This is a genomic window from Streptomyces sp. NPDC057010, assembly GCF_042673805.1.
Taxonomy (GTDB): domain Bacteria; phylum Actinomycetota; class Actinomycetes; order Streptomycetales; family Streptomycetaceae; genus Streptomyces.
In genome coordinates this window covers 23,694-38,944 of the sequence record NZ_JBHUSC010000041.1, presented here as the reverse complement: position 1 = coordinate 38,944, position 15,251 = coordinate 23,694, and the positions used below count along the sequence as shown (strand labels likewise).

At 71.5% G+C, this 15,251-nt stretch carries 12 protein-coding genes and 6 tRNA genes; 6 read left to right on the top strand and 12 right to left on the bottom strand.

The genetic code is table 11. The features are described from left to right. Positions 1–14: 14 nt before the first annotated feature. Together ACFTXQ_RS27445 and ACFTXQ_RS27440 are read right to left on the bottom strand one after the other, a co-directional pair. On the bottom strand, positions 15–1,187 hold the full coding sequence (locus tag ACFTXQ_RS27445; RefSeq protein WP_382645299.1) for a PP2C family protein-serine/threonine phosphatase: 1,173 nt from the start codon (positions 1,185–1,187) through the stop codon (positions 15–17). 200 nt (positions 1,188–1,387) lie between these two features. Then, positions 1,388–1,461, bottom strand: a tRNA-Met gene (locus ACFTXQ_RS27440). A 301-nt stretch (positions 1,462–1,762) separates the two neighbouring features. On the opposite strand from ACFTXQ_RS27440, the gene ACFTXQ_RS27435 reads away from it, so the two are divergent. Then, positions 1,763–3,016, top strand: coding sequence for a hypothetical protein (locus ACFTXQ_RS27435; protein WP_382645268.1), 1,254 nt, complete (start codon positions 1,763–1,765; stop codon positions 3,014–3,016). An 83-nt stretch (positions 3,017–3,099) separates the two neighbouring features. On the opposite strand, the gene ACFTXQ_RS27430 is transcribed toward ACFTXQ_RS27435, so the two are convergent. The 6 genes from ACFTXQ_RS27430 to ACFTXQ_RS27405 form a co-directional block, all read right to left on the bottom strand. Continuing rightward, positions 3,100–3,172 (bottom strand) — tRNA-Lys (locus tag ACFTXQ_RS27430). A 150-nt stretch (positions 3,173–3,322) separates the two neighbouring features. Next, on the bottom strand, positions 3,323–5,434 hold the full coding sequence (locus ACFTXQ_RS27425) for a DEAD/DEAH box helicase (protein WP_382645265.1): 2,112 nt from the start codon (positions 5,432–5,434) through the stop codon (positions 3,323–3,325). 311 nt (positions 5,435–5,745) lie between these two features. Beyond that, positions 5,746–6,330, bottom strand: a complete 585-nt coding sequence (locus tag ACFTXQ_RS27420; RefSeq protein ID WP_382645262.1) for a hypothetical protein — start codon at positions 6,328–6,330, stop codon at positions 5,746–5,748. An 86-nt stretch (positions 6,331–6,416) separates the two neighbouring features. Then, a complete protein-coding gene (gene crcB / locus ACFTXQ_RS27415; RefSeq protein ID WP_382645259.1) occupies positions 6,417–6,791 on the bottom strand; it encodes a fluoride efflux transporter CrcB in 375 nt (124 codons plus the stop codon). Continuing rightward, a complete protein-coding gene (locus ACFTXQ_RS27410; protein ID WP_382645256.1) occupies positions 6,788–7,279 on the bottom strand; it encodes a CrcB family protein in 492 nt (163 codons plus the stop codon). Before ACFTXQ_RS27410 ends, crcB begins: the two co-directional genes overlap by 4 nt. Further along, on the bottom strand, positions 7,276–7,626 hold the full coding sequence (locus tag ACFTXQ_RS27405) for a metallopeptidase family protein (protein WP_030012899.1): 351 nt from the start codon (positions 7,624–7,626) through the stop codon (positions 7,276–7,278). Before ACFTXQ_RS27405 ends, ACFTXQ_RS27410 begins: the two co-directional genes overlap by 4 nt. 127 nt (positions 7,627–7,753) lie before the next feature. Between ACFTXQ_RS27405 and ACFTXQ_RS27400 the strand changes: the two genes are divergently transcribed. The 3 genes from ACFTXQ_RS27400 (at position 7,754) to ACFTXQ_RS27390 (ending at position 8,035) form a co-directional block, all read left to right on the top strand. Beyond that, a tRNA-Glu gene (locus tag ACFTXQ_RS27400) sits at positions 7,754–7,826 on the top strand. 39 nt (positions 7,827–7,865) lie between these two features. Then, a tRNA-Asp gene (locus ACFTXQ_RS27395) sits at positions 7,866–7,939 on the top strand. A gap of 22 nt (positions 7,940–7,961) precedes the next feature. After that, positions 7,962–8,035: transfer RNA gene (locus tag ACFTXQ_RS27390), tRNA-Phe, on the top strand. 40 nt (positions 8,036–8,075) lie between these two features. Here the strand turns inward: ACFTXQ_RS27390 and ACFTXQ_RS27385 are convergent. From ACFTXQ_RS27385 to ACFTXQ_RS27375, 3 genes are read right to left on the bottom strand one after another with little or no spacing between them, the layout of a single operon-like run. Then, positions 8,076–8,912, bottom strand: coding sequence for a cytochrome c biogenesis CcdA family protein (locus tag ACFTXQ_RS27385; protein WP_382645253.1), 837 nt, complete (start codon positions 8,910–8,912; stop codon positions 8,076–8,078). After that, entirely contained in the window at positions 8,909–9,634 is a 726-nt protein-coding gene (locus tag ACFTXQ_RS27380) for a DsbA family protein (RefSeq protein WP_382645252.1), read from the bottom strand. The genes ACFTXQ_RS27385 and ACFTXQ_RS27380 overlap by 4 nt, the downstream gene beginning before the upstream one ends. A gap of 48 nt (positions 9,635–9,682) precedes the next feature. Continuing rightward, on the bottom strand, positions 9,683–10,075 hold the full coding sequence (locus ACFTXQ_RS27375; protein ID WP_382645249.1) for a hypothetical protein: 393 nt from the start codon (positions 10,073–10,075) through the stop codon (positions 9,683–9,685). A 111-nt stretch (positions 10,076–10,186) separates the two neighbouring features. On the opposite strand from ACFTXQ_RS27375, the gene hrpA reads away from it, so the two are divergent. Continuing rightward, positions 10,187–14,110 carry an ATP-dependent RNA helicase HrpA gene (gene hrpA / locus ACFTXQ_RS27370; RefSeq protein ID WP_382645246.1) on the top strand — a complete coding sequence of 1,308 codons (3,924 nt, stop codon included), beginning with the start codon at positions 10,187–10,189 and terminating at the stop codon, positions 14,108–14,110. 69 nt (positions 14,111–14,179) lie between these two features. Next, positions 14,180–14,253, top strand: a tRNA-Asp gene (locus ACFTXQ_RS27365). Positions 14,254–14,875: 622 nt separating this feature from the next. On the opposite strand, the gene bldC is transcribed toward ACFTXQ_RS27365, so the two are convergent. Then, complete coding sequence (bldC, locus tag ACFTXQ_RS27360) at positions 14,876–15,082, bottom strand: developmental transcriptional regulator BldC (protein ID WP_003949541.1); 207 nt, start codon at positions 15,080–15,082, stop codon at positions 14,876–14,878. Between the last annotated feature and the right edge of the window lie 169 nt (positions 15,083–15,251).

Here is a 15,251-nt window from a genome sequence, read left to right as displayed (position 1 = left end):
TCGACTACAGACCGTCACGCGTCGCCGTTGCGGCGTACGACCGGCACCGTCCGCCGCCTCCGCGGCTGGCCCTGCCCCGGCCGGCTCACCGCGAGCAGGGCCATGTCATCCGTCGTCCCGCCCCCCGCGTGCCGGCGCACATCGCTGCTGAGCGCGCTGAGCAGCTCCGCCGGCCCGGGGAAGACCCGCCCGCGCAGCCGGTCCGCCGGATCGTAGAAGACCCCCGCCCGGTCACGGGCCTCCGTCAGCCCGTCCGTGTACAGCAGCAGGGTCGTCCCGGCCGGGAAGTCCCACTCCTCGGCGAGGTCCGGCCACGCGCCCAGCTCGCCCATGCCGAGCGGCAGCGCGTGCTCCGTCGGGGCGAGGACGGCCAGCTCCCCGTCCGCGTACAGCAGCAGCGGCTCGGGGTGCCCCCGGTTGAGGAGCCGCAGCAGCCCCGCCCCCGGCGGGATCTCGCCGAGCACGCACGTCGTGAACCCCTCCACCGCGTCGAGGCTGTCGCGCCGGGTGCCCTCCCTGGCCAGGGCCCGCTCCAGCCGGTGCGCCACCGCCTCCAGCGTCGGCTCGCTCTCCGCCGCCTCCCGGAAGGCGCCGAGGACCACGGCCACGGCCTCCACCGCCCCCAGCCCCTTGCCCCGTACGTCGCCCACCGCCAGCCGCACTCCGTACGGGGTCTCCTGGACGGCGTACAGGTCCCCGCCGATGAAGGCGTCGGCCTGCGCGGCCTCGTACCGGGCCGAGACGTGCAGGCCGCCGATCCGCTCGGCCGGGGTGGGCAGCACCGCCCGTTGCGCCGCCTCGGCGATCCCGCGCGCGGAGGCGAGCTGCTCGCCGCTGCGCCGCACCACCCGGTTGATCAGGAGCGCAAGCCCCGAGACGGTCAGCACGGTGACCAGCTCGGTCAGTGCCTCGACCTTCCAGCTGGTGCCGTTGTGGATGTGCAGCAGGATCACCGCGAGCGAGGCCAGCACCCCGGTCGCGGCGGTGGCGCGGAGGCTGAACAGCGGGGCGGCGATCAGCGGGGCCGCGGAGAAGAAGGGGGAGCCGGTGAAGCTCGGCGGGGTCAGTACGTCGAAGACCAGCCCGAGCAGGATGAGCACGCCCGGCAGCGCCCGGAGCACCCGGCGGGCCACACCGTTGCCGGAGCCGCCCGCGCGTCCCCCGTCGTCCTGCCGGCTCAGCCCCACCACGCTGCCCTCTCCTGCCGCCCGGTCCCTCGCACGGGTGCGGGCCCCGACGACACCGCCTCGCCCTCAAGGCTGGCGGCACGGGCGCCCGTACGGCGACCCGCCGGAGGCCGATCGGGTGACGGGGCGGGAGCCAGCGTCCACGCCCGAGAACACGACGAAGGCCCGGTTCCACAAGGGAACCGGGCCTTCGTACTGAGTAGCGGGGACAGGATTTGAACCTGCGACCTCTGGGTTATGAGCCCAGCGAGCTACCGAGCTGCTCCACCCCGCGTCGGTAAACCCAACTCTACGCCATCCGGGGAGACCCTCCCGCCAATTAACGCCCGCCCCACCCCTAGAACCCCCATAACCCCTGGTCAGAGGCACAAAACCCGTCCGGAACCGGGCCTTGCGGACCAAGATCGTCTCTGTTGCCCGGCGGTGACACAGCGGGGATCGTTCCGGGATCGGTCGCGGGCGAAGATTCACCTGTCGCCAAGGCCAGGGGGAACACGAACCGGCCGGGCGCACCCACCGAACCCACCGGCCCGGCGCTCTGCCGTTGCCCTTGTGATTCCTGAGGGGAGTCCACCATGTCCGTTCGCACCGCAGCCGCCATCGCAGTCGTCGCCGGCGTCGTCACCACTCTGCTGCCGCTCTCGGCCACCGCCGCGTCCGCCGCCGACGACCAGGCCGTGCTGCGTACGGAGATGAGTGCTCCCGTTCCCGGCGGTCCGCTGACCCGCGGCGGGGCCACCGAGGCCTTCGAGCTGACGGTTCGGAACCTGACCGGCAAGCCGGTCGAGTACAAGCCGTGGATGCCGGTGGAGCAGACCGGTCCGAGCCCGCTGCAGGCCGATGACATCACCTTCGAGGTCGAGGCGGTGAACGCGCCGACGACCGGGTTCTCGGTCGGCCGGCAGGACGGCGGATGGCAGGGGCTGTTCTACCCGGCGGCCTCCGGCCGGTCGGGCCACGGCTTCGACATCCCCGCGAACGGCAAGATGACCTGGAAGGTCACCATCGGGCTCGGCGCGAAGTACCCGACCAACGACGGGGACTTCAAGCTCACCGCCGCTCCCTCCAACTCGCAGGCGTCCGGCGCCGGCGCCTCCCGCGTCTTCAAGGTCGACCCGCAGATCAAGACGGGCGAGCTGAAGACGTGGATCGAGCAGGGCCCCTCCGGCAAGGACGACCCGGAGCACCTCGCGTACCTGAACCTGAACTACCGGGCGACCGGCGAGGGCACGTTCGACGAAGCCCTCGACACCGCCCTGACCCTCTCGCACCCGGGCAACGAGGCCGCCGAGTTCCAGATCCAGGCGCTGATCGACGGCCGGTGGCAGCACCTGACCGGCGACTACGGCCGCTACCGGCTCCCCCGGATCCCCCAGGGCTTCGGCGCGGCCTCCGGTGTGCGCACGCAGCCGCTGCGGGTGTCCCTGGGCACCAACACCAAGCTGACGAAGAAGACCGAGATCACGGTGAACGCCGAGGTTTCGCTCGCCAAGGGCAACACCCACCCGTTCAACGGCGCCTCCCTGAAGTTCCCGCTCGCCCCGATCGGTGACCCGGGTCCGGCCCCCACTTCGGCCCCCAAGCCCTCCACCACCCCGTCGGCCGACCCGACCGGCAAGGCCCCGGCCTCCGCCGCCCCGGTGCGGCAGGCCGTCGCCCCCGCGGGCAACACCAGCCTGACCACCACCACCGGTTCGGCCACCGGCTCCCTCGCGAGCACCGGCTCCTCGGGCACCGGCCCGTACGCGGGCCTCGCCGCCGCCCTGGTCGCCCTCGGCGCGGGCGCCGCCTGGCTCGGCGCCCGCCGTCGCCGCGGCACCTCGGCCTGAACCGCCCGACCGCCTGACGGTCCGCCCCTGGCACGACGAAGCGCCCCACCCGATGACCGGGTGGGGCGCTTCGCTCTGAGCGGTAGGCCATGTCGGACTCGAACCGACAACCAACGGATTAAAAGTCCGCTGCTCTGCCAATTGAGCTAATGGCCCTCCACGTGCTCACCCCAGAGCATAGCCGGACACCGCCGGTCAGCCGATCGGGTATCCGGCTACCGGCCTGTCGCTCGGCCGCCGGACGCACAACAGGGCCCCCACGACGGTGTCGTGGGGGCCCTGTCGGTGGTTCAGCTCAGGCCGGGATCAGCCGTTGCGCTTCCAGCGCGGCTTGTCGTCGCGGCGGCCGCCGAAGGAGCCGGTGGAACCGGAACCGGAGGGACGGTGGTCGTCGCGGCGGCCGTACGGGCGGTCGCCGGCGCCGCCGGAGCGGAAGCCACCGGACGGACGGTCGTCGCGACGGTCGCGGTTGAACGGACGGTCGCCGCCACCGGAGCGGAAGCCACCGGAGGGACGGTCGTCGCGGTTGAAGCCACCGGACGGACGGTCGTCACGGCGGAAGCCGCCGCGGTCGCCACCACGGTCGTCACGGTTGAAGCCACCCGACGGGCGGTCGTCACGGCGGAAGCCACCGGACGGACGGTCACCACCGGAACGGAAACCACCGGACGGACGGTCGTCGCGACGGAAGCCGCCACGGTCACCGCCGCGGTCGTCACGGCGGTCGTCACGGCGGAAGCCGCCGCGGTCGCCACCGCGGTCGCCCCGGTCGTCACGGCGGAAGCCGCCACGGTCGCCGCCGCGGTTGTCGCGACGCTCGAAGTTGCCGCGCTCGTCGCGCTGGGCGCGCTCCTCGCGGCGCTCCTGTGCGGCCAGCTCGGCGGCAGCGGCAGCGGCGGCAGCCGCGACCTCGGCCTCGGCGGCCTCGGCCACCTCGGCGACAGCGGCCTCCGGGTCCTCGCCACGCTCACGCGCGGAGCGGGCGACCAGGCGGTCGGCCTCCTCGCGCAGTTCGGCGGCGCGGCGCGTCAGGCGCTCCAGCTGCTTGGTGAGTTCGGCGACCTCGCGCTCGGCCTGCTTGGCGGCGTTGTTCGCGGAGTCGGCCTGGACCTCGGTGAGCGAGCGCGCACCGGTGATCTCGGCGACCTCGGGCTCGAAGGCACCGGCGCCCTGGACGATGTGGCGCGAGGCGTCGACGCCCGCGTCCTCCATCAGGCGGAAGATCTGGCGGCGCTGGTGCGGCAGGGCGAGGGAGACCACGACACCCGACTTGCCGGCGCGGGCGGTACGGCCCGAGCGGTGCAGGTAGTCCTTGTGGTCGCCGGCCGGGTCCACGTTCAGGACCAGGTCGATGCCGTCGACGTGGATGCCGCGGGCGGCGACGTCGGTGGCGACGAGCGCGTTGACGTAGCCGTCCTTGAAGTCGGCGAGGACGCGGGTACGGGCGCCCTGCGTCATGCCGCCGTGCAGCGCGTCGGCCTTCACGCCGGCCTCGACGAGCTGCTCGGCGATGCGGTCGGCGCCCAGCTGGGTGCGGACGAAGATGATGGTGCGGCCCTTGCGGGCGGCGATGGCGGCCGTGACGGGCGCCTTGTCCTTCGGCTTCACGACGAGGACGTGGTGCGTCATGGTCGTGACGTTGCCCTGCGCGCTGTCGACCTCGTGCGTGACGGGGTTGGACAGGTAGCGCTTGACCAGGGTGCCGATCTCGTTCTCCATGGTGGCGGAGAAGAGCATGCGCTGGCCGCCCTCGGGGATCTGGTCGAGCAGCTCGGTGACCTCGGGCAGGAAGCCCAGGTCGGCCATCTGGTCGGCCTCGTCGAGGACCGCGACCGAGACGTTCTCCAGGGAGCAGGCGCCGCGGTTGATGATGTCGCGCAGACGGCCCGGGGTGGCGACGAGGATGTCGACACCGCGCTCCAGGGCGTAGATCTGGTTGCTCATCGAGGTGCCGCCGCAGACGACCTTCATCTTCAGGCCGAGCACGTCGCCGTAGGGCTGGAGGGCGTCCGCGACCTGCATCGCGAGCTCACGCGTCGGCGTCAGGATGATCGCGCGGGGCTTCTTCTTGTCGGTGTAGCCGCCGGCCAGCTGGGCCAGGGTCGGCAGACCGAAGGAGAGGGTCTTGCCGGAGCCGGTGCGGCCACGGCCGAGGATGTCCTTGCCGGCCAGGGCGTCCGGGATGGTCGCGGCCTGGATCGGGAAGGGGGTGGTGACACCGTTCTGGGCGAGCTTGCGCACGACGCCCTCCGGCAGACCGAGGTCGGCGAAGGTGATCGTGGGCTCGGCGTCGGTGTCGGCGTCGGCCTGGCCGTCCGCGTCGAAGTCGGCGGAGTCCTCGAAGGACTCGATGATCTCGTCCGCCTCGATGAGCGTCTCGACAACGTCGACGATCTCGTTGGAGTCGTTCTCGGGCATGACGGAACGGTCAGAACTGGAAATGGACATGCGAAATGCGAAACCTTCCGGAGTCTCGGCACGCGCCCAAACTCCGTGAATCGCAAATCGACCGCCTCAATGCGGTCAGCCACGGCTAGGGAGAGTACGCGCCACGCGGCGCTCTTCGGATTCGGCGCCGGGCAATGGGATCAAACGATCTATAACCATACGCACCCTCCCCCGGGTCTGGCAAGTCACTCCACCCGAAGCACCTCTGACCTGCGCAGACACCTCGGGTCGCCCGCGCGCCCGAGGGGCCGGGCCGGGGGTAGGGACCGGCTCCGACCAGGCTAGGGCTGCGGTACGGGCTGGGTGGTCGGCTCCGGCTGCGGGCTCGGCGGAGGAGTGGTTTCCGTCACAGGGGAAGGGGTCGGAGCGGGCGGCTCCGCGGTCGGCCCGCTCGTCGGCTGGCCGCCGCCACCGGAGCCACCCGATCCACCGGAGCCGCCCGAGCCCCCGGAACCACCCGATCCACCCGATCCACCGGCTCCGCCCGACCCGCCGGAGCCTCCCGAGGGCGGCTGCTGGGGGCCCTGGCCGCCCGCGCCGCCACCCGGTCCCGCCGACGGCGCGGGAGCTCCCGGCCCGGCGCTCGGCGCACCCGGGCTGGGCGAGCCCCCGGTCGCGCCGGACGCCTTGCCGTCCTCCTTGGGCCGGCCGTCCTGGTTCCCCGTACCGTCCTTCGTGCCGTGCCCGTTGCCGTGGATCCCGGAGCCCCGGCCGGCGGCGCCCCCCGACCCGGCGCCGGCCTTGCGGTCCGCGGCGGAGGAGGGCCCGGGCTTCGCCGCGTCCTCGCCGACGCTCATGCAGCCGGCCATCGCCGCGACCGCGAGCGCGGTGACGGCCAGTCGGAGGGAAGCGGACAACTGGCGCACGGGGGCACCTCCGGAGCCTGAGGGGTGAGAGTCCGCATGAGCGGGTCAATGTGCCCAACTCCCTTTGACCCGTAAGAGACACGCCCTCAGCCGAACAGCTGCCGCGCCACCTGTGACCCGAGGTGTACGGAGCCCAGCCCGACCAGCACCGAAACCACCACGTTCGCCCCCGCGAGGAACCTCCGGCCGGTCTCGGCCAGCCGCAGGGTCTCGTACGAGAACGTCGAGTACGTGCTCAGCGCCCCGCACAGCCCGGTCCCCAGCAGCAGGTCCAGCCGCGCGGAGGAGGCCCCGGCCAGGGCCGCGCCGGCCAGCCCGCCGAGCACGAGGCAGGCGGCCGCGTTGACCACGAGGGTGCCCCAGGGGAAAACGGCGTCGTGCCGGGCCTGCACCGCACGGTCCGTCAGGTAGCGCAGCGGGGCCCCGACGACCGCGCCCACCACCACGACCAGCCAGTTCACCGGGCCCCCGACGGGCCCCGGTGCCGGTCCCCGAGCACCCGCCGCGTCACCGAGGCCGCCATCCACACCGCGCCCAGCGCCGCCGCCACCGTGAGCCCGGCGTACGCCAGCGCGAGCGGGGCCTCCCCCTCGTCCAGGAGCCGTGAGAAGTCCACCGCGTAGGCCGAGAAGGTGGTGAACCCGCCGAGCACCCCCGTCCCGGCGAAGGGCCGCACCAGCGGATGCGCCGTGCGCCCGCCCTCCCCGATCAGCACCATCAGTACGCCGATCAGCGCACATCCGCCCGCGTTGATCCAGAAGGTCGCCCACGGGAAGGTCCCTGGCGCGGCCGGCCACAGCAGGGAGATCCCGTACCGCGCCGAGGCCCCGACCGCCCCGCCGGCCGCCACCGCCGCGAGCACCCGGCCCTGCGGCTCGGCGGCCTGGGCGGGCACGTGCAGGTCGACGTCCGGGTCGATCGCCTCGGCGCCCTCGGCCGGCCGGGTCATCCGTAGCCCAGGGCGTGCAGCCGCTCGTCGTCGATCCCGAAGTGGTGCGCGATCTCGTGGACCACGGTGACCTCCGTCTCGGCGACCACGCTCTCCCGGTCCTCGCACATCCGCAAGGTGGGGTTCCGGTAGATGGTGATCCGGTCCGGCAGCACCCCGGCGTACCACTCGCCGCGGTCCGTCAGCGGGGTCCCCTCGTACAGGCCGAGGAGCTCGGGGTCGTCGGCCGGCGGCTCGTCCTCGACGAACACCGCCACGTTGTCCATCAGCCGCGTCAGCTCCGGCGGGATACGGTCCAGGGCCTCTGCGACGAGCTCTTCGAACTCCTCGCGCGTCATCTCCAGCACGCCGTCATTGTCCCTCCGGTGGAGGCGCCTCCCGCTCGGCCGGGAGAAACCGTTTTGGCGATAGCTCCCCGGATCCCATATGCTTCTCACGTCCCCGACGCGCTGGAAAGTGCCCGGCGGGCCTTTAGCCCTCATCGTCTAGTGGCCCAGGACGCCGCCCTTTCAAGGCGGTAGCACGGGTTCGAATCCCGTTGGGGGTACGCATTACCGTGTGCAAGACTTGTTCTCGCACACTGCAAGGTCCTGTGGAGCAGTTGGTTAGCTCGCCACCCTGTCAAGGTGGAGGTCGCGGGTTCAAGTCCCGTCAGGATCGCTGAAACCGGAAACGGTTTCGTGGCTGGGTAGCTCAGTTGGTACGAGCGATCGCCTGAAAAGCGATAGGTCGCCGGTTCGACCCCGGCCCCAGCCACAACCGGAAGGCCCCGTCCATCGGACGGGGCCTTCCTGCGTTACCCGGCCCCGCCCTCGGGGCGCGAGCGGCGGCGCCACTGCATCAGCCCGAAGGCCGCCGCCCCCGCCGCGACCAGGCCGAGCAGAGCCCAGTCCGGGACCCCGGCCGCCAGGGACCGCACCCGCTGCTCCACCGCGAACGAGTCGTCGACGTCGAGCAGCCCCGGCAGCGCGCTCGCCCCGTCGAAGACGAGGAACAGCGTGCCGAGCGCGATGAAGAACAGCCCGGACAGCGCCGAGGTGGTGTGCAGCTCGAAGCGGCCCACCGTGAAGGCCCGGCCGCGCAGCCAGCGCCGCCGGCCCAGCTCGAAGCGCTCCCACAGCAGGGCCAGCAGGAAGAGCGGGACGGCCATCCCCAGCGCGTACACCGCCAGCAGCAGGCCCCCGTAGACGGGACGGCCGCTGACCGCCGCAACGGTCAGGATGCTGCCGAGGATCGGGCCGGCGCAGAAGCCGGCCAGGCCGTAGACCGCGCCGAGGGCGTACACCGACAGGGCGGTCGTCGGTCGGATCCTCCCCGACAGCCCGGAGATGCGGCGGGAGGCGAAGCCGAGGCCCAGGATCTGGGCGAGGCCGAGCGCGATGATCAGCCAGCCGCCGGCGAGGACCAGCGCGTCGCGGTTGCCGTGGAAGAACCGGCCGGCGGTCGAGGAGGCCGCCCCCAGCGGTACGAGGGTGCTCGCGAGGCCCGCGTAGAAGATCCCGGTGCGGGCCAGCAGCCGGGAGGCGGAGTCGATCGAGTAGGCGAAGAACGCCGGGAGCAGCAGGGCGCTGCACGGGCTGAGCAGGGCGAGGAGGCCGCCGAGGAGGGCGGCCAGGTATCCGATGTCGGTCACGGCTTCACCGGCCCGGCGGCCCGGGCCCGGTCCTTCGCCTCGGCGATGGCGGCCGTGAAGGCGGCGGTGGGCTGGGCGCCTGCGATCGGCTGCCCGTTGACCAGGAAGGACGGGGTGGAGCTGACGCCGATGCGGTAGCCCTCGCTCTGGTCCTTCCGCAGGGCCGCGGCGGCCTGCTCGCCGGCCATGTCCTTCCTGAAGCGCTCCAGGTCGGGGACCCCGGCCTGCTGGGCCAGTTCCACGAGGCGGGCCTCGCCGAAGCCCTTCTCCTTGGAGCCTTCGGCGTACGCGGCCGCGTGGAACTGCGCGAACCGGTCCTGCTGCCCCGCGGCCCAGGCGGCCTTGGCGGCGGCCTCGGACTCGGCGCCGAAGATCGGGAAGTTGCGCCACTCGATGCGCAGGGTGCCGTCCTCGACGTACTTCTTCACCAGTTCGGGCTCGGTGTCGCGGGCGAACTTCCCGCAGTAGCCGCACTTGAAGTCGGAGTACTCGATGAGGACGACGGGCGCGTCGGCGCGGCCGAGGGCGAGCTTGTCGCCGGGTTCGCGGCGGGCGAGCGCCTTCAGCTCCGCGGCCGGGTCCGCCTGGGGCGCGGCTGCCGATGCGGACCGGTCGGGCTTGCCGGCGGGCGCGGTGGCCTGCCAGGACACGAGACCGAGGGTGACGGCGGCGAGGGCGACCCCGGCGGAGATCAGCAGGGGCTTGCGGGAGGAAGAGGACATACGGGTGCTCCAGGGCTACGGGTGAAGGGGGACGGGCGCGGCCGACCCCTACACCCGCATCACCGCGAGCTCCACCGGCCCCGGCGCCGCCCGGTCGGGCCCCCGTACGAGGGCTCTCGCGGGTATCGGCCGCTGCGGCCGCACCCCCTCGGGCAGGCCCGTCCCCGCCGAAAGCTGCGCGTGCTCCCCGCCGGCCCGCACCGGCACGCCGGGCACGCCGTCCCGGTCCGGGCCGGCCGGGGCGCAGGCGGGTCCCTTCTGCGGGGCGACGGCCGGATGCGGGGCCGGCTCCGGAGCGAAGGCCCCCGTCGCCGCCCGAACGGCGGCGGGGCCCGGGTCCGTGTGCTTCGGACCGGCCAGGGCGAGGGAAAGGGCGAGGGTGCCCAGCAGCAGCGCGAGTACGGCTGCCGGGAGGCACCACGTACGGCGGCGGCGGGACACGGATGGGCTGCCTCTCACTCGCACAACTGGGGGACTCGTCCCGAAATGGTACGGGGAGGGGCACAAATGCGTTCGCCACCCGGCGGGACCAGGTGAGATCCTCGACCAGGTATGTCTACTTCCTTCGCCGCCCTGCAGACGCTTCTCGGTGAGATCTCCCTCCGTGACGCGCACCGCCTCGGCCGCCGCCTCGAAGGCGCCCGCCGTATCCGCAAGCCCGAGGCCAAGCAGGCCGTGCTCGACGAGATCGCCGCGGAGGCCGCGAAGGCCGCCGAGCGACTGGCCGGCCGTGCCTCGCGGATGCCCGAGGTCACGTATCCCGAGAACCTGCCCGTCAGCCAGAAGAAGGACGAGATCGCCGAGGCGATACGCGACCACCAGGTCGTGATCGTCGCGGGCGAGACCGGCTCCGGCAAGACCACGCAGATCCCCAAGATCTGCATGGAGCTGGGCCGCGGGGTCCGGGGCATGATCGGGCACACCCAGCCCCGCCGGATCGCCGCCCGCACGGTCGCGGAGCGGATCGCCGAGGAGCTGAAGTCCGAGATCGGCCGGACGGTCGGCTGGAAGGTCCGCTTCACCGACCAGGTGGACCCGGACGCGACCTTCGTGAAGCTGATGACCGACGGCATCCTGCTCGCCGAGATCCAGACGGACCGCGAGCTGCGCGCGTACGACACGATCATCATCGACGAGGCCCACGAGCGGTCCCTGAACATCGACTTCCTGCTCGGCTACCTGGCCCAGCTGCTCCCGAAGCGCCCCGACCTCAAGGTCGTGATCACCTCGGCGACCATCGACCCGGAGCGCTTCTCCCGCCACTTCGGCGACGCCCCGATCGTCGAGGTCAGCGGCCGGACCTATCCGGTGGAGGTGCGCTACCGGCCCCTCCTCGAAGAGGAGAGCGAAGAGAGCGACCGGGACCAGATCACCGCCATCTGCGACGCGGTCGACGAGCTGCAGGCGGAGGGCTCCGGCGACATCCTGGTCTTCCTCTCCGGCGAGCGCGAGATCCGCGACACCGCGGACGCGCTGATCAAGAAGAACCTCCGGTTCACCGAGGTGCTCCCGCTCTACGCCCGCCTCTCCCACGCCGAGCAGCACCGCGTCTTCCAGCAGCACACGGGCCGCCGCATCGTCCTCGCGACGAACGTCGCCGAGACCTCCCTCACGGTCCCGGGCATCAAGTACGTGATCGACCCGGGCACCGCCCGCATCTCCCGCTACAGCCACCGCACCAAGGTCCAGCGCCTGCCCATCGAGCGGATCTCGCAGGCCAGCGCCAACCAGCGCAAGGGCCGCTGCGGCCGTACCTCGGACGGCATCTGCATCCGCCTCTACTCCGAGGACGACTTCAACGCCCGGCCGGAGTTCACGGACGCCGAGATCCTGCGCACGAACCTGGCCTCCGTCATCCTCCAGATGACCGCGGCCGGCCTCGGCGAGATCGAGAAGTTCCCCTTCATCGACCCGCCGGACCACCGCAACATCCGCGACGGCGTGCAGCTCCTCCAGGAGCTCGGCGCCTTCGACCCGGCGCAGAAGGACCCCCGCAAGAAGCTGACGCCCATGGGCCGCCAGCTCTCCCAGCTGCCCGTGGACCCGCGCCTGGCCCGGATGGTCGTCGAGGCCGACAAGAACAACTGCGTCCGCGAGGTCATGGTCATCGCGGCGGCCCTGTCCATCCAGGACCCCCGCGAGCGGCCCTCGGACAAGCAGACCCAGGCCGACCAGAACCACGCCCGCTTCAAGGACGAGACCAGCGACTTCCTCTCGTTCCTCAACATGTGGCGCTACATCCGCGAGCAGCAGAAGGAGCGCGGCTCCTCCTCCTTCCGCCGGATGTGCAAGCAGGAGTACCTGAACTTCCTGCGGATCCGCGAGTGGCAGGACATCTACTCGCAGCTGCGTACGGTCGCCAAGGGCATGGGCATCCACGTCAACGAGGCGGACGCCCCCGAGACGAGCGTCCACATCTCGCTGCTGGCCGGTCTGCTCTCGCACATCGGGCTGAAGGACACCGACAAGAACGAGTACCTGGGGGCGCGGTCCGCCAAGTTCGCGATCTTCCCGGGCTCGGCGCTGTTCAAGAAGCAGCCGAAGTTCCTGATGTCGGCCGAGCTGGTGGAGACCTCGCGGCTGTGGGCGCGGGTCAACGCCAAGGTGGAGGCCGAGTGGGTCGAGCCGCTCGCGCAGCACCTGATCAAGCGCACGTACAGCGAGCCGCACTGGGAGAAGGACCAGGCGGCGGTGATGGCGTACGAGAAGGTCACGCTGTACGGCGTCCCGATCGTGGCCCAGCGGAAGATCAACTACGGCCGGATCGACCCCGAGGTCTCGCGCGAGCTGTTCATCCGCAACGCGCTGGTCGAGGGTGACTGGCGCACGCACCACAAGTTCTACGCCGACAACCGCAAGCTCCTCACCGAGGTGGAGGAGCTGGAGAACCGGGCCCGGCGCCGCGACATCGTGGTCGACGACGAGACGCTCTTCGACTTCTACGACCAGAAGATCCCGGAACACGTCGTCTCGGGGGCGCACTTCGACTCGTGGTGGAAGCACAAGAAGCGCGAGGAGCCCGAACTCCTCGACTTCGAGCGCGAGATGCTGCTGACCGAGAAGGCGGCCGGGGTCACCAAGGCCGACTACCCGGACTCCTGGCGGCAGGGGCAGCTGAAGTTCCGGGTGACCTACCAGTTCGAGCCGGGCGCGGACGCGGACGGCGTGACCGTGCACATCCCGCTCCAGGTGCTGAACCAGGTCACCGACGAAGGCTTCGACTGGCAGATCCCGGGCCTGCGGGAAGAGGTCGTCACCGAATTGATCCGGTCCCTCCCGAAGCCGATCCGCCGGCACTACGTGCCCGCCCCGAACTTCGCGACCCGGTTCCTCGCGACGGCGGCGCCGCTGCAGGAGCCGCTGCCGGTCACCCTGGCGCGCGAGCTCCAGCGGATGGTCGGGGTCCCGGTCTCGGCCGAGGACTTCGACCTGACCCGGATCCCGGACCACCTGAAGATCACTTTCCGGATCGTCGACGAGCGGCGCAGGAACCTCGCCGAGGACAAGGACCTGGAGTCGCTGCGGCTGAAGCTGAAGCCGAAGGCCCGCCAGGCGCTGTCGAAGGCGGCTGCGGCCACCGCCGAGCGGGCGGGCGGGGAGTCGGTGGAGCGCACCGGGCTCACCGACTGGACCATCGGCACGCTGACCAAGGTCTTCGAGACCCGGCGGGCCGGCCAGCCCGTGAAGGCGTATCCGGCACTGGTGGACGAGGGCAAGAGCGTCTCCGTACGGCTCTTCGACACGGAGGCCGAGCAGCAGCAGGCGATGTGGCTGGGCACCCGGCGGCTGATCCTGCTCAACATCCCGGTGAACCCGGCGAAGTTCGCCTCGGACCACCTCACCAACCAGCAGAAGCTGGCCCTGTCCAGGAACCCGCACGGCTCCATCCAGGCGCTGTTCGACGACTGCGCGACCGCGGCCACCGACAAGCTGATCGCCGACCACGGCGGGCCGGCCTGGGACGAGGCGGGCTTCCGCAAGCTCTACGAGGCCGTCCGCGCCGACCTGGTGGACACGACCGTCCGCACGATCGGCCAGGTGCAGCAGGTGCTGGCCGCCTGGCAGGCCTGTGAGCGCCGCCTGAAGGCCACGGGCAGCCTGGCGCTGGTGGCCAACATCCAGGACGTGAAGACGCAGCTGGCGGCCCTCATGCCGGCCGGCTTCGTGACCCTCACCGGCCTGCGCCGGCTGCCGGACCTGATGCGCTACCTGGTGGCGGCGGACCGGCGGCTCCAGCAGATGCCCACGGGCGTCCAGCGCGACACCACGCGCATGGAGAAGGTCCACGAGATGCAGGACGAGTACGCCTGGCTGCTGGAGCAGTTGCCCAAGGGGCGCCCGGTGCCGGCCGCGGTCACGGACATCCGCTGGATGATCGAGGAGCTGCGGGTCAGCTACTTCGCGCACGCCCTCGGGACGGCGTACCCGATCTCCGACAAGCGCATCGTGAAGGCGGTGGACGCGGCGGCCCCCTGATCCGGTTCGACCGCACCCCCTGAGCTGCTGTACAGTCTGATTCGCAGCCGCCCGACGGCCGCAAATCAAGGTCCTGTGGAGCAGTTGGTTAGCTCGCCACCCTGTCAAGGTGGAGGTCGCGGGTTCAAGTCCCGTCAGGATCGCAACAACGTCAGGGCCCGTATCCCCCAGGGGATACGGGCCCTGACGCGTTGACGGGCCCGCCGAAGGGTCCGGAGCCCGTCCCGGCGCCCCAAGGGCCTGCCGAGGGCGGTGCGGTGGCCTCCCCAGGGCCTCTCAGGGGCCGTTGGAGACGGTCACGGCCCGCCGGCGGGACGCCGGGGGCCCCGCCGGCCCGACGAGCCCGCGCGGGGCCGTCCCGGGGCGGCGCGCAGTCGTACGGACCGCCGACAGAATCCCTCTTTCGCATGATGCGCCCGACCGCGCGCGTCCCCTTACGGGGTGCATTACCGGAAATACAAGAGTGATCATCTGTGACGGGAGTCACCGAACCAGTTTCTGAGACTCGCACATTTATGGCACCCCTACGCGTGCTCGATTTAATATGTGCAATGGCACCCACTCGCCAGCGGCCCCGCACCGACGCGATACCGCCCTGACCTGGGCATAAAAAAGATCGCGCTGGACCCGGCGGAGTCCAGCGCGATCGAACGACTGAGAACCTGTTGGGGCAGGCCCGGCCGTATGAAGCTATGTGGGTTTCATCGGATTGGGGGACCCGATATAGACCCGTTAAAACGGGGTGCTGCGTGGTGCTGCTGAACCTCAGGCCTCGCTGCGCTGCTGCGGAATTCCCGCAAGCAGTGCGCGAACCTCGGCCTCGCGGTAACGGCGGTGTCCACCCAGGGTGCGGATGGACGTGAGCTTGCCAGCCTTGGCCCAGCGGGTGACCGTCTTCGGGTCCACGCGGAACATCGTGGCAACCTCAGCCGGGGTCAGCAGCGGCTCGGCATCAGGGGTGCGAGCGGTCATGAGCGGCCTCCTCGGGAGAACCGAACCATCTCGGTTCTTTCCTCTAAATTCTGCACCTTGGCCCGCGTTGCCCGAAATGGACATACGCGGGCCGAGTCGGTTATAGGACGAACGGCTTGTCCTCGGCACTACAACTACACCATCCGTCCAGCCTCAAGGGCCAAACCGA